This window comes from Bradyrhizobium sp. B039, from assembly GCF_038965675.1.
Lineage (GTDB): Bacteria > Pseudomonadota > Alphaproteobacteria > Rhizobiales > Xanthobacteraceae > Bradyrhizobium > Bradyrhizobium diazoefficiens.
In genome coordinates, this window is the sequence record NZ_CP152416.1 from 5,266,950 (window position 1) to 5,286,899 (window position 19,950).

Here is a 19,950-nt window from a genome sequence, read left to right on the forward strand (position 1 = left end):
GGGAGCGCGGGCGGCGGCGGCCGCAGACAGGTCAAGGCTGGAAGTCAATTGCGACATGGCTCAGGCGTTCAAATTCCCCACGGAAGCGTATGACGGCCCGCCGCGCGGCCCCGCCTTTCGGAGCTTCGCACTGGCGCACCGCGCTTTTGGATCGCCGCTTCCAACCGGTCCGGTCCAAACCAGATCGATTGCAGGAATATGGGCTTGCCCCCGCCTCGCCGCAAGCGTGCAAAAGTCCGGCTATGGCGGGCCCGATTCCCGATCCGGGCGATCCTGACCAAGGTTAATCAATCCGGACCGGTTTGACAAAAATTTCCGCCGCGCCGGTCTAGAAACAGGTTGACCAGGAACCTAGCCGTTAACGCGACTGCGACGGTTTCGCGCGGGATCGTCTCCGGTTTTCTACGGTAGATGCTGTTCAATCGCGTGGCGCCAAATCGGGCAAAATCGCAAATTTCGAGGATGGCCGTGCTTCGTCCGCCCTGCCCTGTGTCAGCCGCATCGCTCGACGCGTCCGGCACCACCATCACCTCGCAGATCAGCAGCGAGGCGCGGACCCAATTCAACGCGCCGTTCATTCGTGCTGTGCGCATCGAGCGGGTGAGCATCCGATCCACACCATGCCGGCGAACACCGGCAGCGCCCTGCCCCCAAGCGTGCTGCAATATCGCGCGAGCAGCACCGGCAAATTCTGCTTGGTCCCGCCGGCGAACCCGACCGCGCTCTGGCACGGATCGGTCGCGACAACAAAAAAGCCCGGCTGGTTCAGCCGGGCTTCTTGCTTCCAGGATGTCCGGGAAAAGTTAGTTGGCGGCCGGGGTGAACTTCGACACGATGGTCTCGACCGGCTTGAACGCCTGCTTGGCGAGGTCGCTGTAGAGGCCGGCAATCTTCTGCGATTCCGCGACGAAGGTCTCGTAGGCGGAACGGGCGAAGTCGGTCTGCGCTTCCATCGCCTTGTCCAGCGACTTCACGCCGGAAAGCTTCTCGACGAAGGACTTGGTGTCTTCGAACGACTTCTTGGTGTAGTCGCCGTAGGCGCTGGCGATTGCCTGGAGGCCGTGCTGCACCGAGGTCGCGGAGGCGACGCACTGCTCGAACTGCTCTTTCCCGTAGCTCTGAAAGTCTTCAACCTTGAACATTTCGGAATCCTTTTCCCTGGCTCGCGTCGGGAAGCCCCGGCTCCCTGACTCTGCCCACAATTAGTGCAACGCACAAAAAAGTCAAGAATCTTGTGCGTCGCACAAAAACTAGATCCAAACCGAAGAGATTCCCGGGGTTTCCCGCAAGGGTTCCTTAAGCTTTTGGAAACCGCGGACCCCTACCTTGATTCCCTGGACGTGTTCAGCTTCCGCAAGCGGCCAAAAGCCGTTTGAGAACATCACCTTAGCCAGAATAGCGGCTCAGGTTCAACGTCCCCCGCGGCGAACACCAGCGGAGGGGCAGCCTGGGCAGGTAATGATCCCGGGTCCATTGGGCACAATTTCGCCTCACGGGCCGGTGATCAAGTCAGAAACGGGGACGGGGTTTCATGCTTCGTAAAAACTTGTCTTCCTCGCGCTTGGCGCGGGTCGGGGTTTTCGGGCTTCTTACGGTCACCACCGCGGTCATCTTCACCACCGATGCCGCCGAGGCGCGGCGTCACCGCCGCCACTACGCGCACCACCGGGTGCAGCGCGACGTGTCCGAGAGCTCCAGCCCGAAATTCGCGTCGATCATCGTCGACGGCAATTCCGGCTCCGTGCTCCAGGCAACGAGCCCCGACGGGATTCGCCATCCGGCGTCGCTGACCAAGATCATGACGCTCTATCTGCTGTTCGAGCGTCTCGAGTCCGGCAAGATGAAGCTCGACACCGAGATGCCGGTGTCGCAGCACGCCGCCGATCAGGATCCGACCAAGCTGAACCTGCGTGCCGGTCAGACCATCCGTGTCGAGGACGCGATCAAGGGTCTCGTCACCCGCTCCGCCAACGACGCAGCCGTGGTGATCGCGGAAGCGATCGCCGGCGACGAGGACGACTTCGCCCAGATGATGACGCGCAAGGCGCGTTCGCTCGGCATGTCCAAGACGGTCTACCGGAACGCCAACGGCCTTCCCAACGACGAGCAGGTCACGACCGCGCGCGATCAGGCCACGCTCGGCCGCGCCATCCAGGAGCGCTTCCCGCGCTACTACCGCTATTTCGCGACCTCGACGTTCAACTGGCGCGGCCAGTCGATCCGGAACCATAACCACCTGCTCGGCAGCGTCGAGGGCGTGGACGGCATCAAGACCGGATACACCCGCGCCTCCGGCTTCAACCTCGTGACCTCGATGCGCCGCGGCAACCGCCACCTGATCGGCGTGGTGCTGGGCGGCCGCAGCGGCGGTTCGCGCGACGCCATCATGCGCAACCTCCTCGCGGAGAACCTCGAGAAGGGCGCGACCAGCCACACCGTCGCCGCGGTTACCGAGCGTAGCGGCGCTGACGCCGCTGCCGAGGTCGCCGATGCGTCGGATACCCCGGCCCGCACCGCTCCGCAGGTCCAGGCCGCGGCCGCCCCTGCTCCCGAAGCAGCCCCGTCGCGTCTCGCCTCGCGCCTGTCCACGCTTGCGGCCGCCACCGCCGCAATGCCGCCCGCTCAGCCCAAGCCTGAAGCTCGGCCGACTGAATCCAAGATCGAGCCCGCGCCGCTCACCAATGGCGTGATCTCCAGCCAGCCGCTCTCGATCATCCCGGGCTCGTCCGAACCGATGAAGCCGGTCCGGGTCAAGACGGTGCAGGTCAAGGCCGGCACCGTGAAGGTCGCCTCCGCCGCCCCGTCGCAGGTCGCGCCGCAGATTACCAACACGGTTGCCTCCCGCTCCGACGTCGCGGAAACCTCCGGCGCCGTCGTCGCCCGGGCCGATCTGATCAACAAGCCCGAGATCCAGAGCCAACCGGAAGCGCCGAAGGCGGAAGTCGCCCGCACCGAACTGCCACGCCAGCCGGCCGGCTTCGGCACCGGCAACGGCGTCCTCGGCGTGCTGCCGGCTGCGACCGCCGCCGCGCCCGCCCCGGTCGCTCCGAAGCTCGCCTCCGCCGACCCGGCGCCGCAGCCGATCCAGATGAGCGCCACCACCAAGCCGGTCGTCACGCACAGCGGCTGGATCGTCCAGGTCGGCGCGCTCGAGAGCGAGAACGAAGCCCAGCAGCGCATCGACGCCGCGCGCAGCTCGGCCCGCGGCCTGCTCAGCAAGGCCGATCCGTTCACCGAGCCGGTCGTCGCCAAGGACAATCGCAAGCTCTACCGCGCCCGCTTCGCCGGGCTCGAGCGGGATCAGGCCGAAGCCGTCTGCCGCGCCCTGAAGCGCGCCGACATCTCCTGCATCACTGTCCGCAACTGATCTCCCGCACCGCTCCGAAAAATGCCCGCGCCTTGCGCGGGCATTTTTGTTTTCGGCATGCGGCCAGCCAAAGTCGGTTCCGCGACAACCTCTCGTCAACGTTTTACGGTTAAATTTTTACTCAAGAGATCGGCCACGCCGAAATGGCGGGCATCGGGGCGACGACAGACAGAGCCAACGGAGATCACGCGGTACGGGCGTTTGTAGCGTAGTGCCGGAGTTAGCCGTTATGCGTGCGAAGCAGAGTATCCTTGGCCTCGTTTACCCGGGCAGCGAGATACGTCGAGCCCCCCTGGTCGGGATGGAGTTTCTTCATCAGGGACTTGTGGGCCCGGCTGATGTCGTCGCGCCCCGCTCCCGGCTGCAAGCCAAGGATCTGATAGGCCTCCTCCGTCGTCATTTTGCCGCTCGCCGCCGTGCGGCGCTGCCCCCCTGCCGGATCGCCCTGCGCGTTCTGACGCCAGGCGGGAAACCTGCGGTCCAGATAGCTTTCAAGTAAGGCCACGCTCTCGGCGTCGAACGCCGGGACCATCGCCAGCAGGCCGGCGAGATCGAACTCGTCGAGATCGCGCCCGGCGTGAGGCCCGGCAACGATCTGGCCTCCGAGCCGGCCGGAATCGTGGTCGAGCCGCATGTCGAGGAATTGCGAGCGCACGCGCGAGGCCTGCCCGGGCGCGGGCGCCGCACCGCCACCGAACAGCCCGCCGATATTGCCGAAGCCGGCGTTCGTCAACGGCGTCCAGCCGAGCAGCCCGGCGCCGAAAATCCCGAGCGGGATCGCGACGGCCAGCTCGCCCCGCAAGCCCGTGAAGGCTGCGACCGCCAGCGCGACCACGCCGCCGCCGAACTTGATGGTGCGCGCCAGCACCGCCGGGTTGGCGGCGCGGAACATCTGAAGCAGCAGATACAGCGTGATAACGGCGACAGCGCCAGCGATCAGGGTCATGGGCGGAATATAGGCGCCCTGTTGTCAAAAAGCATGGCGTCCTTTCGCCCGTCGGCAATTGGCAGATGACATGGGACGCTGGCTTGCCCGATAGTCCGGCGCGACGATTGAGGGAGACAATGCGTAGCGGATTCAAGCCGCCGATCGTGCCAGCCGCCTTCTTCGGCATCGTGCTTGGCGTTGCCGGCCTCGGCAATGCCTGGCGCGCCGCGCATCAGGTCTGGCATTTGCCGGCGATCGTCGGCGAGATCCTGCTCGCCCTCGCCTCCATCGTCTGGGCGCTGCTGCTCGTTCTCTTCATCCTGCGCTGGATCCTCGCGCGCGCCGAGTCGCTCAGTGAAGCCCATCATCCGGTACAATGCTGCTTTATTGGTCTCGCCGGCGTCTCCACCATGCTGATCGCGATCGCGGCGGAGCCCTACTCGCACCTTGCCGCCGAAATCCTGTTCGGCCTTGGCGCGGCGTTCACGCTCGGCTTCGCGCTGTGGCGGACGGGGTTGTTGTGGCGCGGCAATCGCGATCACACCGCGACGACACCGGTCCTGTATCTGCCGACCGTTGCCGGCGGCTTCGTCACCGCGGCGGTTTCTTCGGTGCTCGGCTACCCAGATTGGGGACAGCTTGCCTTCGGCATCGCGCTGTTTTCCTGGCTCGCGATTGAATCCGTGCTGCTACATCGGCTCTACACGGTCGCGACACTTCCAGTCGCACTGCGGCCGACGCTCGGCATCCAGCTGGCGCCGCCCGCGGTCGGTGCCGTCGCCTATCTCGCGATCAATGGCGGCGTGCCCGACATGGTCGCGCATGTCCTCGTCGGCTACGGACTGATGATGGCGCTGCTGCTGCTTCGCCTGCTGCCGTGGATCATGGAGCAGCCGTTCTCGGTGTCGTACTGGGGCTTCACCTTCGGCGCCACCGCGCTTGCGATCGCACCGATCCGCATGGCCGGCCACGGCGACACCGGTGCGATCGCGCTGCTCGCGCCATGGCTGTTCGGAGCCGCCAACATCGTGGTCGGATTGATCGCGCTGGGCACGCTGCGCCTGATCCTGCAGGGACGCCTGCTGCCGCCGGTCGCAGCGCCGCCGCCAACGCAAGCCGCGCCAGCGTAACCTGCTACTTCATCTGGCCGATCAACTGGGCCGCACCGCTCGCGCTCTTGGCCAATTTCAGCAGCGCCTCGCGCCCGCCGGCGGCATAGGCCGCGGCCGCCCGCAACAGCTCGCGCAGCTGTGCCGCAGCGCCGGGATCGAAACGGCACCAGGCGCCGCCGGTCAGGCGCGCGATCTCGCGAAACGCCTGCTCGGCCACCGGGTCATGACCTTCCTGGAACACGAAGACAGGCACCTTGAGCATGCCGAGTTCGCCGGCCTTGGCGCAGAGCTCGTCAACCTTCTCCTCCATCGCATCGCCGACGAAGACCACGGCCCGCACGCCCGATGCGACCGCCTCGCGCCGCGCCTCGCTCAGCACCTTGCCGATCTGGGTGTCGCCGCCGCGGCAGTCGATCTTGCTCATCAGCGTCGCGAGCCTGGCGCTGTCGGAGATCCACCCCGTGGCACGGCACTCGTTGAAGCCGCGATAGTAGACCAGCCGGATGTCGAGACTGCCGAGCGCCGCGGTCTCGCGAAACATGTCGGCCTGGAGCGCGCAGGCCATGTCCCAGGTCGGCTGCCGGCTCATCGTCGCATCCAGCGCGAAGATCAGCCGGCCTTTCGCGCCGGGAGCATGCGGTGACAGCGCACGCGCCTTGGCGACAAAGGCGGCGATATCGTCCGAGGTCGACGTCCCGGCCTGCGGCACCGCGCCGCCTGCTTGCGGCGAGACGGCATCGCGGCCGCGCGGTTTGATGGGTTCGCCCGACATGCCTTGGCCCTGCGTGAACGGCTAATGTGGTTAGCGCGTGCAGCCCGGTCAATGTGCAAAGCCTCCGCGGGCGAGCGCCGGCGGAGGCTTTGAAAGTCGTTTCTGACTATGATGAAACGTCAGCTCTTGGCAGGCGCCATCAGAGCGACCGGACCGGGCTCGAGAATCTTGGGTGGAGACGATTGCGTATCGACCGGCCCTACCTCGCTGTCAGTCGCGCTCAGGAATTTGTCGAGCATGCCTTGGATCGAGTTCTTGGCCACATCCGGACCGGTGTCGCGCATGTCGTTGTGCTGGAATTCGGTCTTCACGACCTGGATGCCGGCCTTCTCGCATTCCTCGTCGCTCGGGATCACGCCCGCATCGGTCTTGAACTGCGGATCGGTGGAGCGGAACGACAGGATCTTGAACTTGCCGGCGGTCACGAACGGCACGCGCAGATTGTCCAACGTGACGACCTTCTTGACCTCATCCGGATACTGCTTGGCGAAGTACATCGTGATGTCGCCGCCCATGGAGTGGCCGACCATCGTCACCTTCTCGTAGTCGGCGTTGGGCTGAACCTTCTTCATCTCCTGCATCGCCAGATGGATATTGGCCACACCGCGCAGGATCTGCGGCAACCGGCCGACATAGAGCTCGCCGGGCTTGGTCACCATCGGAGGATCGGTCGGCAAATCATGCTGCGGGCTCACGACGAGGTAACCGCGCGCAGCGAAAATGTTGGCAAGGAAGCCGTACTCGGTGTTCTTGACGGTATTGCCATGGTTGATCACGGCGACAGGCATCGTGATCATGCCGGCATTGGCCTGCATTTCCTTGTCGCGACGGATCGCGATATCGACGGGCACGGGACGGTTGTCGCGCGAAGCGTCGTAGAAGGTGATGGTCTCGTGCCTGATGGCCCACTTGCTCGCCGTGAAATAGGCGATGCCGCAGAGGGCACTGACCGAAACCAGAACGGCAATTCCACGCTTCATTTTCGTCCTCAGCCTCAGGCTCTTGCGGCCTGAATCCCTGTTGAAAATCGTGTTCTTCCGAGGCTCTTCGGCCCCTGGTCGCCTATTTGCTAATATATGTCACAGCCGCGTGACAGGAAGGCCAAATATTGTGAACTGGCAGCCCTTTCATTGTGCGCCGCACACGTTTCTTGGGCATCCTCCTCTCATACGGCTACGTCAGGGTGCAGATCACCATCCGATGCAACCGGTCTCGATTGGGTTCAATTTCGCAGTAAACGTAGAGTGAAAACGGCCGAGGGCGGGCTCAGTTCCTGCGGGGGACCGGCTTATCAGGCCGCTGGCAGTAGCGATATACCGCTAAATCAGGTGCCGAGGATGTCGTGGACCTCGAGCGGCTTGTCGACCTGGCTGAACCACTCGGCGCGGTTCGCCGCGCGGCGGCGGCCGCGCTCGTCGAGCGGCAGCTTGAGCTGGCGGAGCAGGCTCGTCACCTCTTCCCGCGCGGTGAGATGGCCGAGATTGGGCCGCATGCCGAGCGTCGCCTCGTCGATCTCGTCGAGCGCAGTGAGGCCGCGCGGGAAGAATTCGCGGTAGACGACGCGCTCGGCGAAACCGTCGATGTAGCGGAAGCCGAGCCGCAGCGACAAATCCTTCAAGCCGTCGGCGACAAGCTGCTTGTTGCGGGAGCCGAGCATGGACAGGCGGTTGCGCACCACGATCCAGTCGGTGCTCGAGCCGTCGAGCTGGCGACGCTTGCGGCGGGTATCCCGCACCATCTCGGCATAGTGGCTCTCGCCGGTGACCGCATAGTTGGCGGGGTCGACGGTGCCGAGCACGTCGAAATCGAGGAAGCTGTCGTTGATCGGCGTGACCAGCGTGTCGGCCATCGAATGGGCGAGCCGCATCAGGTAGCTGTCGGTGCCGGGCGTATCGATGACGATGAAATCGAAACTGCTCTCGACCGCAGAGACCGCCTCCATGAACTGCTGGAACTCGGAGTTCTCGTTCTCGGCAATCTGCATGGTCTCGCCGAGCTTGATGCAGCGATGCACCGGCAGCTCGAGATCGAGCTTGGTGCGACGGGCCCAGGCGGCGCGGTTGTTGATGTAGTGGGTGAAGCTTTGCTGGCGGCAGTCGAGGTCGATGGTGGCAACGCGCTGACCGGCCTTCAGGAGCGCGACCGCGATGTGCAAGGCAGTGGTCGATTTGCCGGAGCCGCCCTTCTCGTTGCCCAGCACAACGACGTGCGCCGAGCCGGATTGGCCTTGGCTAGCCTGCACAAGCATGGTGATCCTCAACACCCCTAAGCAATATCTTCAAGTTGGCCGCGTCTGCGGTCAAGTGAAATGCGTGACAGGATAGCGAAATCACAGTGCGTTAGTCTTCATCATGAATTGCGTCGCCGCCTCGCGTCTGCGATTCAGCCCACAATGTCGCGACGTCGTGCGCGGCATTACGCGGGATGCTGTGCCGCATCCGGATGCATGGCGTCCACGATCGCTGCTTGTTAAGGTTAGCCGGCTGCACGCCGCGCCCAACCTATCCCCAAGCCCCCTGAGTCCTGATGTCACGAAGCCCTCTGATCGCCCGCACGGTCCCTGCGCTCCGACGCGCCGCCGACAATCTTCGCAAGCGAAAGGCCACGATCGCGCTGGTCCCGACCATGGGGGCGCTCCATGACGGGCATGTGTCGCTGGTGCGCCTCGCGAAGCGGCGCGCCAGCCGCGTCGTAGTCTCGATCTTCGTCAACCCGACTCAATTCGCCCCGACCGAGGATTTCGGCGCCTATCCCCGAACCTGGAAGGCCGACATCGCCAAGCTCGCGGCCGAGGACGTCGACATCGTCTGGCACCCGGGCGTCGAGGCCATGTATCCGGAGGGCTTTGCGACCCGAATCGTGCCGGAGGGTCCGGCCCTGGCCGGCCTCGAGGATCGCTTCCGGCCCCACTTTTTCGGTGGCGTCGCCACCGTCGTCGGCAAGCTGTTCACGCAATGCCGGCCGGACTTTGCGATCTTCGGCGAGAAAGACTTTCAGCAATTGCGGGTGGTGACGCAGATGGCGCGGGACCTCGATCTCGGCGTCAAGGTGATCGGCTCCCGCACCGTGCGCGAGCGCGACGGGCTCGCGATGTCATCGCGCAACGTCTATCTCTCACCGCAGGAGCGGCAGACCGCGACCACGCTCTACCGCGCCATGAAGGACAGCGCCGGCCGCATCCGCGCCGGCGAGGCCATCGCGCCGGCGATGGCGCGCGGCGCCGCGACCATCAAGGCGGCCGGCTTCGTGCTCGACTATTTCGAGGCCCGCCACGCCGAGACGCTGGCACAGGTCACCTCGCGCAAGGACGGCCCCTTGCGGATCCTGGTCGCAGCCAAGCTCGGCACGACCCGGCTGATCGACAATATCGCGGTCTAAAGCGCGATGACGACATCGCGCTTCAGGTTACTGTTTGAGCATGATCTTTCCGGAAAACCGCTACACACTTTTCCGGATCATGCTCAGAGCAATCCGAGATCGCGCAGCTCGCGCCGCATCGGCTCCGGCATCGCCGCGATCGTGCCGGCGGCGGACTTGCCGAGATCGGGCGGTACGGAATCGTCCGCGAGATAGCGCCAGCCCTGGAACGGGCGCATCGGCCGCGGCGAGACCGGGATCACCTTCGGCTGCATCACGATCCGGCAGCGCCCGATGCCGTCCTTGTCGCGGAACGGCTCGATGCCGATGATCTTTTCGCGCGCGGCGATCTCGCCCTTGATGACCCAATAGAGCGACCCGCCCGAGAGGATCTCGGCGTCGCGCTTGGGCACCATTCGGGTGATGTGGATGTGATGTTGCGGCAGACCCTTCTTCTTGGCGGTCTGCATCCGTTCGGCCACCCACTCCTTCAATTCCTTGACGGAGTCGCAGCCGACGGCGAGCTTGATCAGATGGAGTGGCATGCCCCAGCATTAGCGGGCCGGCCGCAGGTTTTCAAAGCCGAACTATTCGTTATCCGCAGCCGCGGGAGCCGCAGCAGCCGGCGGCGGTGCCAGCGGAACCGGTGCAGCTGCCGGTGCGCGCGCAGCCTTCGGTGCCGGCGGCTTCTTCGCGGCCGGTGCCGCAGGCGCTGCGGCCTGCGCCGAGGTCGTGGCCGGCGCGCGCGGAGCCGGCGCTGCGTTCGCGGCCGGCGCGGTCTGGCGCGCCGCCGCTGTAGGCGGTTCCGGATTCATGATGCTCACCGGCGGCGTCGACGAGGCGCTCGGGAATTCAGCGTTGGTCGGCTTGCCCGTCGGCATCGACGGCGGCAGCGCGGCGAGCGCACCTGCGGCCGGTGCTGCCGCCGCGGGCGCGTTCCAGCTGGGCGCATAGCGTGCGACCAGCATGTCGTAGAGATGGGACTCCATGTTGGCGGCGACCTGCTGCTGATCGGTCAGCGAGCGGAAGGCGGCGCAATCGAACCGGGTGCAGCCGTCGCGGGCGATCAGCACCTGCGCGACGAGGCCGTAGCGATCGCGCTCCAGCGCCTTGCGCAGCACCTTCATGTCCAGCGTCAGGCTCTTGTCGACGGTCGCGGCGTCGCCGAGCGCGGTCAGCCGGTCGATCCTGGCGGCGGTGTAGGAGACGGCCGCGGCCGCCGCATCCGGCGAACCGAACAGCGCCTTCTCGCAGCCAATGGCCACCGCATCGCCGGCAAGATCGTCAAGGCAGGACAGCGCTGGCAGGCTCGCGGTAACAACGCCCTGCGCGCGCGCCTCGGCCGGAGCGGCCTGCCCGTCCGGTCCATAGAGGTGCGCCGTGGCAGCCACCGCGATGGCAATGGCAAGCAGCGTGATGACGGTCAGCGCACCGTTGGCAACCGATCTCTCGGCGCGCAGCAGCGTGATCATGAGGATCAATCCGAAGAAGCCCGCAGCCGCCAGCGTCATCCACATCGGGACGGCCGGCGAGCGCCAGATTTGGTCGAGCGACGAGGCCCATGCCCAGTTCATGCGCGACGTCCCCTCACGCGAGCAAAGAGCGAATGGTCAAAGCGAGCACCGTGAGCCGGCAACTGCCCCCGACCCACCTTGTGAAGGTGAAGCGGGCCTTTTGACGGCGAGCGCAGGAAATTCGTCCGCGACATCAACGGGCGGCGGTGCCTCAGGAGAGCGCGAGCTGGCTTTCCTTGGCGACCCGTTCGAAGGCTTCAGTCGAGCTCTTGATCCGGTACTGGCAGTCGTCACCTTCCGTCGGCAACAGGCGGATGATCTCATACGAGCCGCTGGCAGCCGGGCGCGCGACGTTGCTGGCCGTGAACAATACGCGCGTTCCAACGGGGAATTTGTGCTTCAACACCCTCTCCATTACTCAAACAACGCCTGCCTCGCCCATGGTCCCACTGCGATGGCCGGCCGGAAACCCAGCCGTTATATAGCACGCATGCGGCGTTTTTGGCCAGCCTCATGCGAGCATGGCAAACACACCAATCTTGAAGTCTTTTCAGGACGATAACGGGAACAGCGGGCCACGCTAATACCGCTGGAACCGGGCCTCAGGCGGTATGGGGCAGATGACCCTGCGGGCTGGCCTGGTCCACCGCCTTGGGCAGCTCCTGGGCCAGGATCTGGCCCAGCTGGTCAACCGGGATGTTGTAGCGCGCAGCCAGCTGGCGGACGGTGTCGTTGCCGAGCACCGCGCGGAGCTGGTCGGCCGAGATCGGCAGGTTCTGGCCGTTGCCGAGCCAGGATTTGACCTGGTCACCGAACCCGGCCTGCTGAAGCTTGGCCACGATCGCGCTGAGGCCGCCCTGATTGTTGCTGCCGAGCACCTCGCTCAAGACGGCCGGCAGCACGGCGGCGCCGAGCTGGCCGAGCGCGCTGCGGAGCGCGGGGTTGTTTTCCAGCGAGTCCAGGATTCCCATGGCGTGCCCTCTTCCAAGCCGCAACTCGGTACGATTGAGCGCCGCCGGCTGGTGTATCGTCAAGCGGCGCCCGATCACATTCGCGGGTTACGCGTCCTCGAACTTCGCGATGACAAGCGTCTCGGCAAGCCCCTCGCGGGTCCATTCCTGGAATGCCGGCAGCGCCATCATCGTCTCCATGTAGGCCTTGGTATCCGGTGCCACCTCGATCGCGTAGGTGCGGAAGCGGTGCACGACCGGCGCATACATCGCGTCCGCCGCGCCAAAGCGGCCGAACAGGAACGGTCCCCTGGCACCATGACGCGCCCGGCACTCGCGCCAGATCTCCTCGATGCGGGTCACGTTGGCCTTCGCATCGGCCGACAGCGCCACGGGACGGATCGGCCGGTGCAGGTTCATGCCGCATTCGCTGCGCAAGGCGACAAAGCCGGAATGCATCTCGGCGCACACCGAACGGGCATGGGCGCGGGCCGCGGCATCATCGGGCCACAGCTTCACTTCCGGGTAGCGCTCGGCGATGTATTCGATGATGCTAAGCGAATCCCACACCGTGGTCTCGCCGTCGACCAGCACGGGCACCTTGCCGGCGCGGCTGAAGGACAGGATCTGCTCCTTGTCCGCGGGGTTATCCGTGTAGAGCGGGATCAGGGCCTCCACGAACGGGATGTCGTTGGCGCGCAGCGCGAGCCAGGGCCGCATCGACCATGACGAGTAGTTCTTGTTGCCGATGGCAAGTTTTAGTGCAGCCATGTCCACTGGTCCTTCCCAAGTCCTCTGGATGCGGCTGCTTTTAGCGCCATCGCCTGCCGTCAATCAATCGTTGCTGCGCCCGGCCTTGCGTGGCAATCGTTGCGATGCTCGCGAGGAGAGAGACATGAGCAGGCATTGGGTCGACATCACCGCCGTCGGCTTCTTCATCGTCGAATGGCTGGTCTATGCCCTGACCCTGGAACACTCGGCCTATGGCCGCGACAGCCTGTCGGCGCGCATGAACCGCTATCGCGAGGTCTGGGTGCGCCGGCTGCTCGACCGCGAGACGCGCATGGTCGACATGCAGATCATGGCCTCGCTCCAGAACGGCACCGCCTTCTTCGCCTCCACCAGCCTCATCGCACTCGGCGGCGCGCTGGCGCTGCTGCATGCGACCAACGACGCCATCACGATCCTGAGCAAGCTGCCGACCGACCTCAGCACCTCGCCCGCAATGTGGGAGCTGAAATGCGTCGGTCTCGTGCTGATCTGCGTCTACGCCTTCTTCAAGTTCGCCTGGGCCTATCGCCTGTTCAACTATGTCGCCATCCTGTTCGGCGGCATGCCGCCGGCATCCCAGCGCGACACGCCTGCGGCCGAAGCCCATGTCATCCGCACCACGCGCCTGTTCGAATCCGCCGGCCGTCATTTCAACCGCGGCCAGCGCGCCTTCTTCTTCGCGCTCGGCTATCTCGGCTGGTTCGTCAGCCCCTGGGTGCTGTTCGTGACCACGGCGGCCGTGGTGATCGTGACATGGCGCCGGCAATTCGCCTCGAGCGCATGGTCGGCGATGGCGCCGGAGATGGTGGATGGCGAGACGATGAGGAAGCGCGGTCATTGACCCCAACTCTCTCCACGTCGTCATTGCGAGCGCAGCGAAGCAATCCAGAGTCTTTCCGCGGAGGGATTCTGGATTGCTTCGCTGCGCTCGCAATGACGGAGCAAGGGGCGGCATCGCCATTCTCCAATCCGCATCTCAATTTGCAGACACGCCTTCACATCTTCGCGGCGTAATTCGCCCGAGCTTTGCTTCGTCGCTCTGCTCTCTTGAGCCAAGAGGGCGCAGGGAAGGCCGGGTGCCGGCCGGCACCCGCGGTCCGCTGCGCAAAAGGCACACGCAGAAAACCGCACAGCAGCATACAGGTGTAGCCAATCACTCGGCCTTCCCTGCGCAGTGGTTGGACGGCTTATGCCGTGCTCTCCCGGGAGCCGAGTTCCTGCTGGCCTCCCTCACTCCGGCGAAATTCACCAGCACCGCGCCGGTTGACGCGACTGCCGCATCCGCAAGAGCTTGACCGTAGCAACGACGGCCAGGACCACACGTCTATATTTTGGCATTCGGTGAAACACGCCGAAACTAAGAAATCTCTTTAAAAGAAGCGCTTTTCGAATAGCCTGATGCAAGCTGTTTCAACGGGCTTCACCAAAAATAAGGGCCCGGCCCTAAGCCTTTCAGCGTCCGCACGACAAACTGAAAGTCCAAGAAGCCGAGCCCTTTGGTCTCAAGCCTTAGGAGCCGAAACCACATGAATAGTAGCATTGTCCCCTCCCCCGCCGGCAAGCGGGGCCGTAATAGCAGCGTGATCCTCACCGATCGCCTGTGCGAGAAGCGGGTCGCCCAAAGGACCAAGTTCTACGACCGCAAGTGCCCTGGCCTTTACGTCAGCATCACCGCGGCGGGCGTCGCGACCTTTTCTTTCAAGTTCACCGACCGGCAGACCGGCAAGCAGCGCACCGGATGGCTCGGCATCTACAATCCTGAGACCTTCACGGTCGAGGACGCCCGCAGCAAGGTCTATGGCCTCAAGGCCATGGGGGGCGAGGCCGTGGCCGAGACCTTCCGCGACCAGAAGGCTATGAACGTGAAACGCGGCAAGACCGTCACCGAGATCATCGACGAGCGCATCAAGTGGATGAAGGTGCCGGTCAAAAAGCCGGACGGCGAGATGCGCCCGCGGCTGGAGAGCTGGGAGAACACGGCAAGCCACCTCAACCGCCTCATCCGCCCCCGCCTCGGCAAGAAGCTGGCCATGGAGGTCACCAAGCACGACATCGCGACGCTGTCGAACGATATCGTCGCGGGTAAGTTCGGCAAGCCATCGGTCAGCAACGCGCGCCACATGCGCAAGGCGGCCTCTGGCCTGTTCAACTGGGCGGCCGAAGCCGGGCGCGACTACGTGACCGCCAGCCCCTGTGTTAACCTGCCGAAGCTCGACCCGGAGCATCCCCGCACCCGCGTCCTCTCCGCGGACGAGATCAGGATCTTCTGGCATGGCCTCGACCGCAACGACCTTCCCTATGACCGCCGAACTCGGCTCGCGCTCAAGTTCGAATTGGTCACCATGCTGCGCTCACGTGAATTGCTCGGTGCACATCGGGATGAGCTGTTTGACCTCGACGGCGAGCATCCGCGCTTCGACGTCCCCCTCAAGCGGGTCAAGAAGCGGCGGGTGATCCAGCAGCCGTTGTCCGATCTGGCAGTCGAGATCATTAAGGAAGCGCTGGCCTCGGATGATCAGCAGTTTGTGTTCGAGAGCCCCATGTACAAGGGCCAGCCGGTTCACCGCAAGGCGATGGCCGACGCGCTGCGCGGCACCAAGCTTGAGAAGAACAAGGACAAGACCAAAACGCCTGGGCTCTGCGAGCTATTGGGCCTCAAGCCATTCACGCCGCACGACTTGCGCCGGACGGCAGCGACATTAGCCGGCGACCTCGGCTTCGACGATGCTTCGATCGCGAAGTGCCTCGACCACGTCGCCAGCAAAAAATCAGAACAGATCGTGCCGACCGTTACCGGCAAGGTCTACAACCACTCCAAGCGGATGAAGGAGAAACGCGCGGTGCTGGACGGCGTCGCGGCCGAACTGAGGCGGATCGTCGCCGGGCCTGTCGCTAAGGCCCTGGCGCAGGAAGGGGCCACGGCTCGCCGCCTGATTGCATATGCCGACCGATTCTGAGCCAGGTCACAGCTCCCGCGGGCCGCTTTTCCCTGCGCAGGGAGTGTGTTCGGACAAGAACCGTATAGAAATCAATGCGATGGGAATGGTGTTTCGTATTTGTGTCGCGATCCGGCTGGCTTATCAGCAAAGGCGCTACGCATGAATTTCTGTGGAGCATGATGGAGCCCGGTGGAAAACCGGGCGGTGGAAAAGACCCCGGACTGATTGGGTTCGCGTGGCGGGGCTGCCCGGTGTGCTGCGATATTGCAGCATGGACCCAAATGAACGCACTGCGGTCATCGCAAATGCTGCGCGGCTCTTGCAGGATTCAAAACTGTTGTTCGACCACACCCGCTTTGCCAGCGCCTTTGCGCTTGCCGTGCTGGGCGTCGAAGAAATCGGAAAGGTGATCCTCGATATTTGGGGGAGCGCTGCGCCGCTCTCAAAGCCCGTTGCTCGGCGTAGCGCGCACATCCGAAAGCAGGCTGCCGTCAGTTCACTGCTGCTTGCTTCAGTCGCGGTCCGAGAGTTTAGCGCCGAAGTCGATAATGAAGAGCTTGTCCATCGCGTCGCTGAGGCCTTCAGGCTGAACCGCGAAGGACAGTTCATGTCTAATGTTCACGTCGGTGCCCTCGACAAGGCCAAGCAGATTGGCCTTTATCGCGACGACTGGCTGACGGATGCAACACTGCACGCCGATCAGTTCACTGAAGCTGATGTTGGCGCGATCTTCACGATTGCGCGTCGCGCAATCGAGGCCGTGGAAGACCCGCTCATCATGAACACAGGGCGAGCGATCTATGAAACCTGACTGTGATGTCGCTCTCGCTCTGCGGTGCCATGTCCGGTCGATGTTTTTCGACGCGCGAATGGGGAACGACCGATGAGTGAAGATGAAAGCGATTGCGGCGGCGGCGACGATTGGTTGCTGGATGACGCGTCAGAAGGAAACGAGTTCATCCACTTCGACGAGTATGAAGATGCGGTAGCCGCCATCGAGCTGGTTGCCTCACAATCTATCGACCTTCAGAGACGGCCGTCGCAGTGGAAGTGGGTTATCACTGCCATGCAAAACGCCGTACAGGGTGCGATGGTGATCGCACTCAGCGGCACAGACGGTTGTGGCGCGCTCACCGATAAATCTAGACGACAGAATCGGGTGTGGCTGGACAACCCTACCTCGGATCGACCACGAACGATAATGGCCGATTACAATGTTTTACTTGAGCGGATCGGAAAACCTGAACTGATGGAAGGGCCCGTGCCCGAGCTGTCGGCGGAGGATTATCGGAACCTTCAACGACTGAACGACAACCTGCGACGTCAGTTCGCCCACTTCCATCCGACTGGTTGGGGGATTGAACTCAAATACATGCTGAACATCATGCCGATTGCGCTAAACTTCTTCGAATTTCTCACGACGACCCAAGTCCGTCCAAATATTCATTTCACCGAAGAGCACCGCGCTCGCATGACGAAAGCCTTGGCACAGGCGCGGGTTTCTTTCGAGGCATTCAAACAAACGCCCTGATACGTGCGCCGCGTCACAGGCACGTTGCCGATCATAAACCATCCAGCCCTTGGACCCCTGGCGAACCAAGAACCTGGATGGAGGAGACGCCTTGTCGCGCTCCTTCATTTCCGATCCCGCGTGTTGATCATCGGACGATCACCTCAATTCTTCAATGAGCGTCCTCCAGCCGAGCGCATCGTTCGCCGTCAGCAGCGAAGCGCCAAGCGTTGCCAAGTGCTGTGGCAATTCGCAATCGGGACGCGCGTTCATATTGCCGACAAACGAGGCGACCGCGTTCTTAAGATCACCTCGGTCGAGATGATCGAAGGCCCGTTGCTTGCACCGCTCGACATATCTGTCGCGCTTCATCTCAATTAACAGGGAACGTTCCATTTCGCCTCCCCAACCGATGACTACTTCCAATAGTGAAGTTGGAGCGGAGTGGATTTGGGCCGTCTGTTCGAAAGACGACAAACGGATGCGCTTTTGGTCGCAAGTGTGGGAATTAGGACACAGACGCAACTGCGACCGCACCGTTGGCGTCGGGCGCATAGCAAGAGGCTCTTTGTCTTCACACTCAGTCTGGCTTGGTCAGATGTTTCAGCATGGCGTTGCAGGCCACCTCGGCTTCCGCGAACGTCTTGAATGGAGAGCCGCCGATCTTGATCGCGCCTCGGCTCTGATAAAGCGGGCGCCATGACGCCACATAGCCGGGGCGTCCGTGAAATCCGGGACCGGCGGGGCTCTCATATGTGATGACGAACGAAAAGTCGTCGTTGCTTGCGCTCCATATTTCCATGTCCTCGACGGCACGGTGGAATTGAAGGGACATCACCAGTCGTTCACTTGTAGCTACGGCCGGAATAGAAACGGCCCGGAGTGTGCCGGGCCGTTGGGCGATCGTCGTTGTCGTAGAGTTGGCGCCATGACAGCAACGCAACACGGCGTGCCCGCACCGGGCGCCCCGACAGGAACCTCAGCCTAGAGGGCGCGCAACTAACGCGGCCAGCCGCCTCTGAAATCCGTCGATCTCCTTCAATGCATTCTGTCGCTCTGGTCCCTCGGGGAGCCGTTGCGCGGCTTCGCATAGGCTCGCCAGCATCTGCGCCATCTCTTGCAATTCGTGATCGGATCTTCCACCGCGCGTTGGCTCAACGTTGTGCCCTCACAGATCGAATTCTATTGCCGCGCACACACTTGTCGCGGATAACGTTCTCAACGTTAAGTAGCGCCAATTTCCAGCTCTTAGTAATGTCCAATACGAAGGTCAGCCTCCGGTTTGCAGCATAGATGTACGGAGAAGATTAGTTCTGAACGATGTGACACGAAGGAACCGTCCCAGTCTGCGTATGCTTGCCCAATTTGGCCGGTTCAAGCTAACCATGCTGCGCGATCCCCTTAGTGGTATGCTTTCCCTCGGTCGGAAACCGTTCCAATGTGCTGGCGCTGACACTCAGGGGGCTGAGCTAATGCCCATTTATCGGTTACTTCAAAACCTCCCGATGGGGCCGGAGGAGGTTAACCGTATGACGACGGCTTTCGACAAAGCGCTGCGTACCATCGGCATCAAAGACCGCAGCGATCCTATGGCCGAGATGATCGCGAAGAAGATCGTCGAGATCGCGCAAACTGGCGTGCGAGACCCGGCGGAGATTTCCGCGCAGGCAATCCGTGAGCTTGGCATGTAGTGAGCCGGGGATAACTACTCGCGCGATGCGGATACGCTTAAGATCGTGGTGCACCTTGTTCAAAGGGTTGGGGGCACACCTTGGGAGAATTCATCATGGCTCACCCAACGGAAGAGCAGATACGGAAGCGCGCGTTCGAATTGTGGGAGCAGGCGGGCAAACCTGAAGGACGCGAGAACGAGTTCTGGCAGCAAGCGCAGAGGGAATTGCGGGACGCAGAAGAGCAAGAGCGTGGTGATCCAAACAAAGGTGCCGACATTTAAATTCCGCGTCCCTTAATGTCTGACCAAGGCCGGGCGACCGGCAGCATCAGAGCTTGTGCGGCGTTTGCTGACCAACATACCTGCGGGGAAGAGGCCAGCCAGTTAGGCGGCCGCAATCCGGTGTGCGTCATTCGAGTTGGCAGTTCGTTGTGGTTGCATCACGTCATTCGAGCTGGCCGCGCACTCTTTGAAATGCTCCAGCAGAGCGGCGCTTGCCATGTGCTCCCAGAACTCCGCCTCCGCGAGCAGCTTCCAGCTTCTGTCAGGATGATGCGCGGCGCTCTGTCGGCACAGCAACGCCATCGCGCGCAAGCGCTGTACGGTTTCCACTCTGATCCTCCCGTGATTTTTTCCGCGTTTTTTCCACCTTATTTTCCGTTTTCGCGTCAGTGTCATCATCATTATATCAAGAAACTATTTTTAGGTTGTTCGGAACGAGAAACCAGCAATCGATGCCGCGCTTGCTACGAATAACTTTCGCTTTTGCTTCACTTCGGCTCATTGCACGTGCGCCGCCTGTCGTTCCGTGATTGGAACCTTCTTGCCCCGCTAACAGTTGGCTTGCCTAAAAGCGAGGGTTCAGCATGACGCGCCTTAGGCTGAAGCACGCGACCACCCTTGAAGAACGTCTCGCCATGGATGCCAGCCAATCCAGAAAAAGAGCGATGAGCCTGCCGCCGGGCCAAGAACGGGAAGCTCTCCTCAGGAAAGCTCGGCGGGACGAGATGGCCGCGACCGTCACCAAGTGGTTGACGTTACCCCGTCCGCAGCTACCC

Annotated in this window: 23 protein-coding genes; 9 read left to right on the top strand and 14 right to left on the bottom strand. The window is 63.1% G+C overall.

Annotation, left to right across the window (positions count from 1 at the left end; all coding sequences use genetic code 11):
• Positions 1-287: 287 nt before the first annotated feature.
• Together AAFG50_RS24685 and AAFG50_RS24690 are read right to left on the bottom strand one after the other, a co-directional pair.
• Positions 288-608, bottom strand: a complete 321-nt coding sequence (locus AAFG50_RS24685) for a hypothetical protein (protein ID WP_131234180.1) — start codon at positions 606-608, stop codon at positions 288-290.
• A gap of 195 nt (positions 609-803) precedes the next feature.
• Positions 804-1,142 carry a phasin family protein gene (locus tag AAFG50_RS24690; RefSeq protein WP_011087913.1) on the bottom strand — a complete coding sequence of 113 codons (339 nt, stop codon included), beginning with the start codon at positions 1,140-1,142 and terminating at the stop codon, positions 804-806.
• Between the two features lie 389 nt (positions 1,143-1,531).
• Here AAFG50_RS24690 and AAFG50_RS24695 point away from each other — a divergent pair, with 389 nt between their 5' ends.
• A complete protein-coding gene (locus tag AAFG50_RS24695) occupies positions 1,532-3,367 on the top strand; it encodes a D-alanyl-D-alanine carboxypeptidase (RefSeq protein WP_028171537.1) in 1,836 nt (611 codons plus the stop codon).
• A 220-nt stretch (positions 3,368-3,587) separates the two neighbouring features.
• Here AAFG50_RS24695 and AAFG50_RS24700 read toward each other — a convergent pair whose 3' ends face one another.
• Positions 3,588-4,313, bottom strand: coding sequence for a DnaJ domain-containing protein (locus AAFG50_RS24700; protein WP_028171536.1), 726 nt, complete (start codon positions 4,311-4,313; stop codon positions 3,588-3,590).
• Between the two features lie 119 nt (positions 4,314-4,432).
• Between AAFG50_RS24700 and tehA the strand changes: the two genes are divergently transcribed.
• Positions 4,433-5,425: a dicarboxylate transporter/tellurite-resistance protein TehA gene (gene tehA, locus AAFG50_RS24705; RefSeq protein WP_028171535.1), complete on the top strand. Its 993-nt coding sequence runs from the start codon at positions 4,433-4,435 to the stop codon at positions 5,423-5,425.
• Between the two features lie 4 nt (positions 5,426-5,429).
• Here tehA and AAFG50_RS24710 read toward each other — a convergent pair whose 3' ends face one another.
• From AAFG50_RS24710 to AAFG50_RS24720, 3 genes are all read right to left on the bottom strand, one after another.
• Positions 5,430-6,179 (bottom strand): hypothetical protein, encoded by a 750-nt coding sequence (locus AAFG50_RS24710; protein ID WP_011087917.1) that lies wholly within the window; start codon positions 6,177-6,179, stop codon positions 5,430-5,432.
• A gap of 119 nt (positions 6,180-6,298) precedes the next feature.
• Complete coding sequence (locus AAFG50_RS24715; RefSeq protein WP_011087918.1) at positions 6,299-7,159, bottom strand: alpha/beta fold hydrolase; 861 nt, start codon at positions 7,157-7,159, stop codon at positions 6,299-6,301.
• 344 nt (positions 7,160-7,503) lie between these two features.
• Positions 7,504-8,427, bottom strand: coding sequence for a division plane positioning ATPase MipZ (locus AAFG50_RS24720; protein WP_028171534.1), 924 nt, complete (start codon positions 8,425-8,427; stop codon positions 7,504-7,506).
• Between the two features lie 278 nt (positions 8,428-8,705).
• Here AAFG50_RS24720 and panC point away from each other — a divergent pair, with 278 nt between their 5' ends.
• A complete protein-coding gene (panC, locus tag AAFG50_RS24725) occupies positions 8,706-9,557 on the top strand; it encodes a pantoate--beta-alanine ligase (protein WP_028171533.1) in 852 nt (283 codons plus the stop codon).
• Positions 9,558-9,640: 83 nt separating this feature from the next.
• Here the strand turns inward: panC and AAFG50_RS24730 are convergent, their stop codons facing one another.
• The 5 genes from AAFG50_RS24730 to AAFG50_RS24750 form a co-directional block, all read right to left on the bottom strand.
• Positions 9,641-10,081 carry a DUF1489 domain-containing protein gene (locus AAFG50_RS24730; RefSeq protein ID WP_011087921.1) on the bottom strand — a complete coding sequence of 147 codons (441 nt, stop codon included), beginning with the start codon at positions 10,079-10,081 and terminating at the stop codon, positions 9,641-9,643.
• 42 nt (positions 10,082-10,123) lie between these two features.
• Entirely contained in the window at positions 10,124-11,110 is a 987-nt protein-coding gene (locus tag AAFG50_RS24735; RefSeq protein ID WP_028171532.1) for a hypothetical protein, read from the bottom strand.
• A 151-nt stretch (positions 11,111-11,261) separates the two neighbouring features.
• A complete protein-coding gene (locus AAFG50_RS24740; RefSeq protein WP_011087923.1) occupies positions 11,262-11,465 on the bottom strand; it encodes a hypothetical protein in 204 nt (67 codons plus the stop codon).
• 187 nt (positions 11,466-11,652) lie between these two features.
• The gene (locus AAFG50_RS24745; RefSeq protein ID WP_028171531.1) at positions 11,653-12,021 is read right to left on the bottom strand and encodes a YidB family protein; all 369 of its coding nucleotides are present in this window, start codon (positions 12,019-12,021) and stop codon (positions 11,653-11,655) included.
• A gap of 87 nt (positions 12,022-12,108) precedes the next feature.
• Positions 12,109-12,771 carry a glutathione S-transferase family protein gene (locus AAFG50_RS24750; protein WP_028171530.1) on the bottom strand — a complete coding sequence of 221 codons (663 nt, stop codon included), beginning with the start codon at positions 12,769-12,771 and terminating at the stop codon, positions 12,109-12,111.
• A gap of 124 nt (positions 12,772-12,895) precedes the next feature.
• On the opposite strand from AAFG50_RS24750, the gene AAFG50_RS24755 reads away from it, so the two are divergent.
• The 4 genes from AAFG50_RS24755 (at position 12,896) to AAFG50_RS24770 (ending at position 17,241) form a co-directional block, all read left to right on the top strand.
• A complete protein-coding gene (locus AAFG50_RS24755) occupies positions 12,896-13,612 on the top strand; it encodes a DUF599 domain-containing protein (RefSeq protein WP_011087926.1) in 717 nt (238 codons plus the stop codon).
• Between the two features lie 685 nt (positions 13,613-14,297).
• Entirely contained in the window at positions 14,298-15,728 is a 1,431-nt protein-coding gene (locus AAFG50_RS24760; RefSeq protein ID WP_049832396.1) for a site-specific integrase, read from the top strand.
• Positions 15,729-15,981: 253 nt separating this feature from the next.
• Positions 15,982-16,521, top strand: a complete 540-nt coding sequence (locus tag AAFG50_RS24765) for an AbiV family abortive infection protein (protein ID WP_028171529.1) — start codon at positions 15,982-15,984, stop codon at positions 16,519-16,521.
• Between the two features lie 72 nt (positions 16,522-16,593).
• Positions 16,594-17,241 carry a hypothetical protein gene (locus tag AAFG50_RS24770; RefSeq protein WP_028171528.1) on the top strand — a complete coding sequence of 216 codons (648 nt, stop codon included), beginning with the start codon at positions 16,594-16,596 and terminating at the stop codon, positions 17,239-17,241.
• A gap of 138 nt (positions 17,242-17,379) precedes the next feature.
• On the opposite strand, the gene AAFG50_RS24775 is transcribed toward AAFG50_RS24770, so the two are convergent.
• Positions 17,380-17,616 (bottom strand): hypothetical protein, encoded by a 237-nt coding sequence (locus AAFG50_RS24775; protein ID WP_039184675.1) that lies wholly within the window; start codon positions 17,614-17,616, stop codon positions 17,380-17,382.
• 184 nt (positions 17,617-17,800) lie between these two features.
• Entirely contained in the window at positions 17,801-18,055 is a 255-nt protein-coding gene (locus AAFG50_RS24780) for a hypothetical protein (RefSeq protein ID WP_039184677.1), read from the bottom strand.
• A gap of 694 nt (positions 18,056-18,749) precedes the next feature.
• Between AAFG50_RS24780 and AAFG50_RS24785 the strand changes: the two genes are divergently transcribed.
• Complete coding sequence (locus AAFG50_RS24785) at positions 18,750-18,911, top strand: hypothetical protein (protein ID WP_231166501.1); 162 nt, start codon at positions 18,750-18,752, stop codon at positions 18,909-18,911.
• 95 nt (positions 18,912-19,006) lie between these two features.
• Positions 19,007-19,174 (top strand): DUF2934 domain-containing protein, encoded by a 168-nt coding sequence (locus AAFG50_RS24790; protein WP_074076877.1) that lies wholly within the window; start codon positions 19,007-19,009, stop codon positions 19,172-19,174.
• A gap of 102 nt (positions 19,175-19,276) precedes the next feature.
• Here AAFG50_RS24790 and AAFG50_RS24795 read toward each other — a convergent pair whose 3' ends face one another.
• Positions 19,277-19,504: a hypothetical protein gene (locus AAFG50_RS24795; RefSeq protein WP_039184679.1), complete on the bottom strand. Its 228-nt coding sequence runs from the start codon at positions 19,502-19,504 to the stop codon at positions 19,277-19,279.
• Positions 19,505-19,950 lie beyond the last annotated feature (446 nt).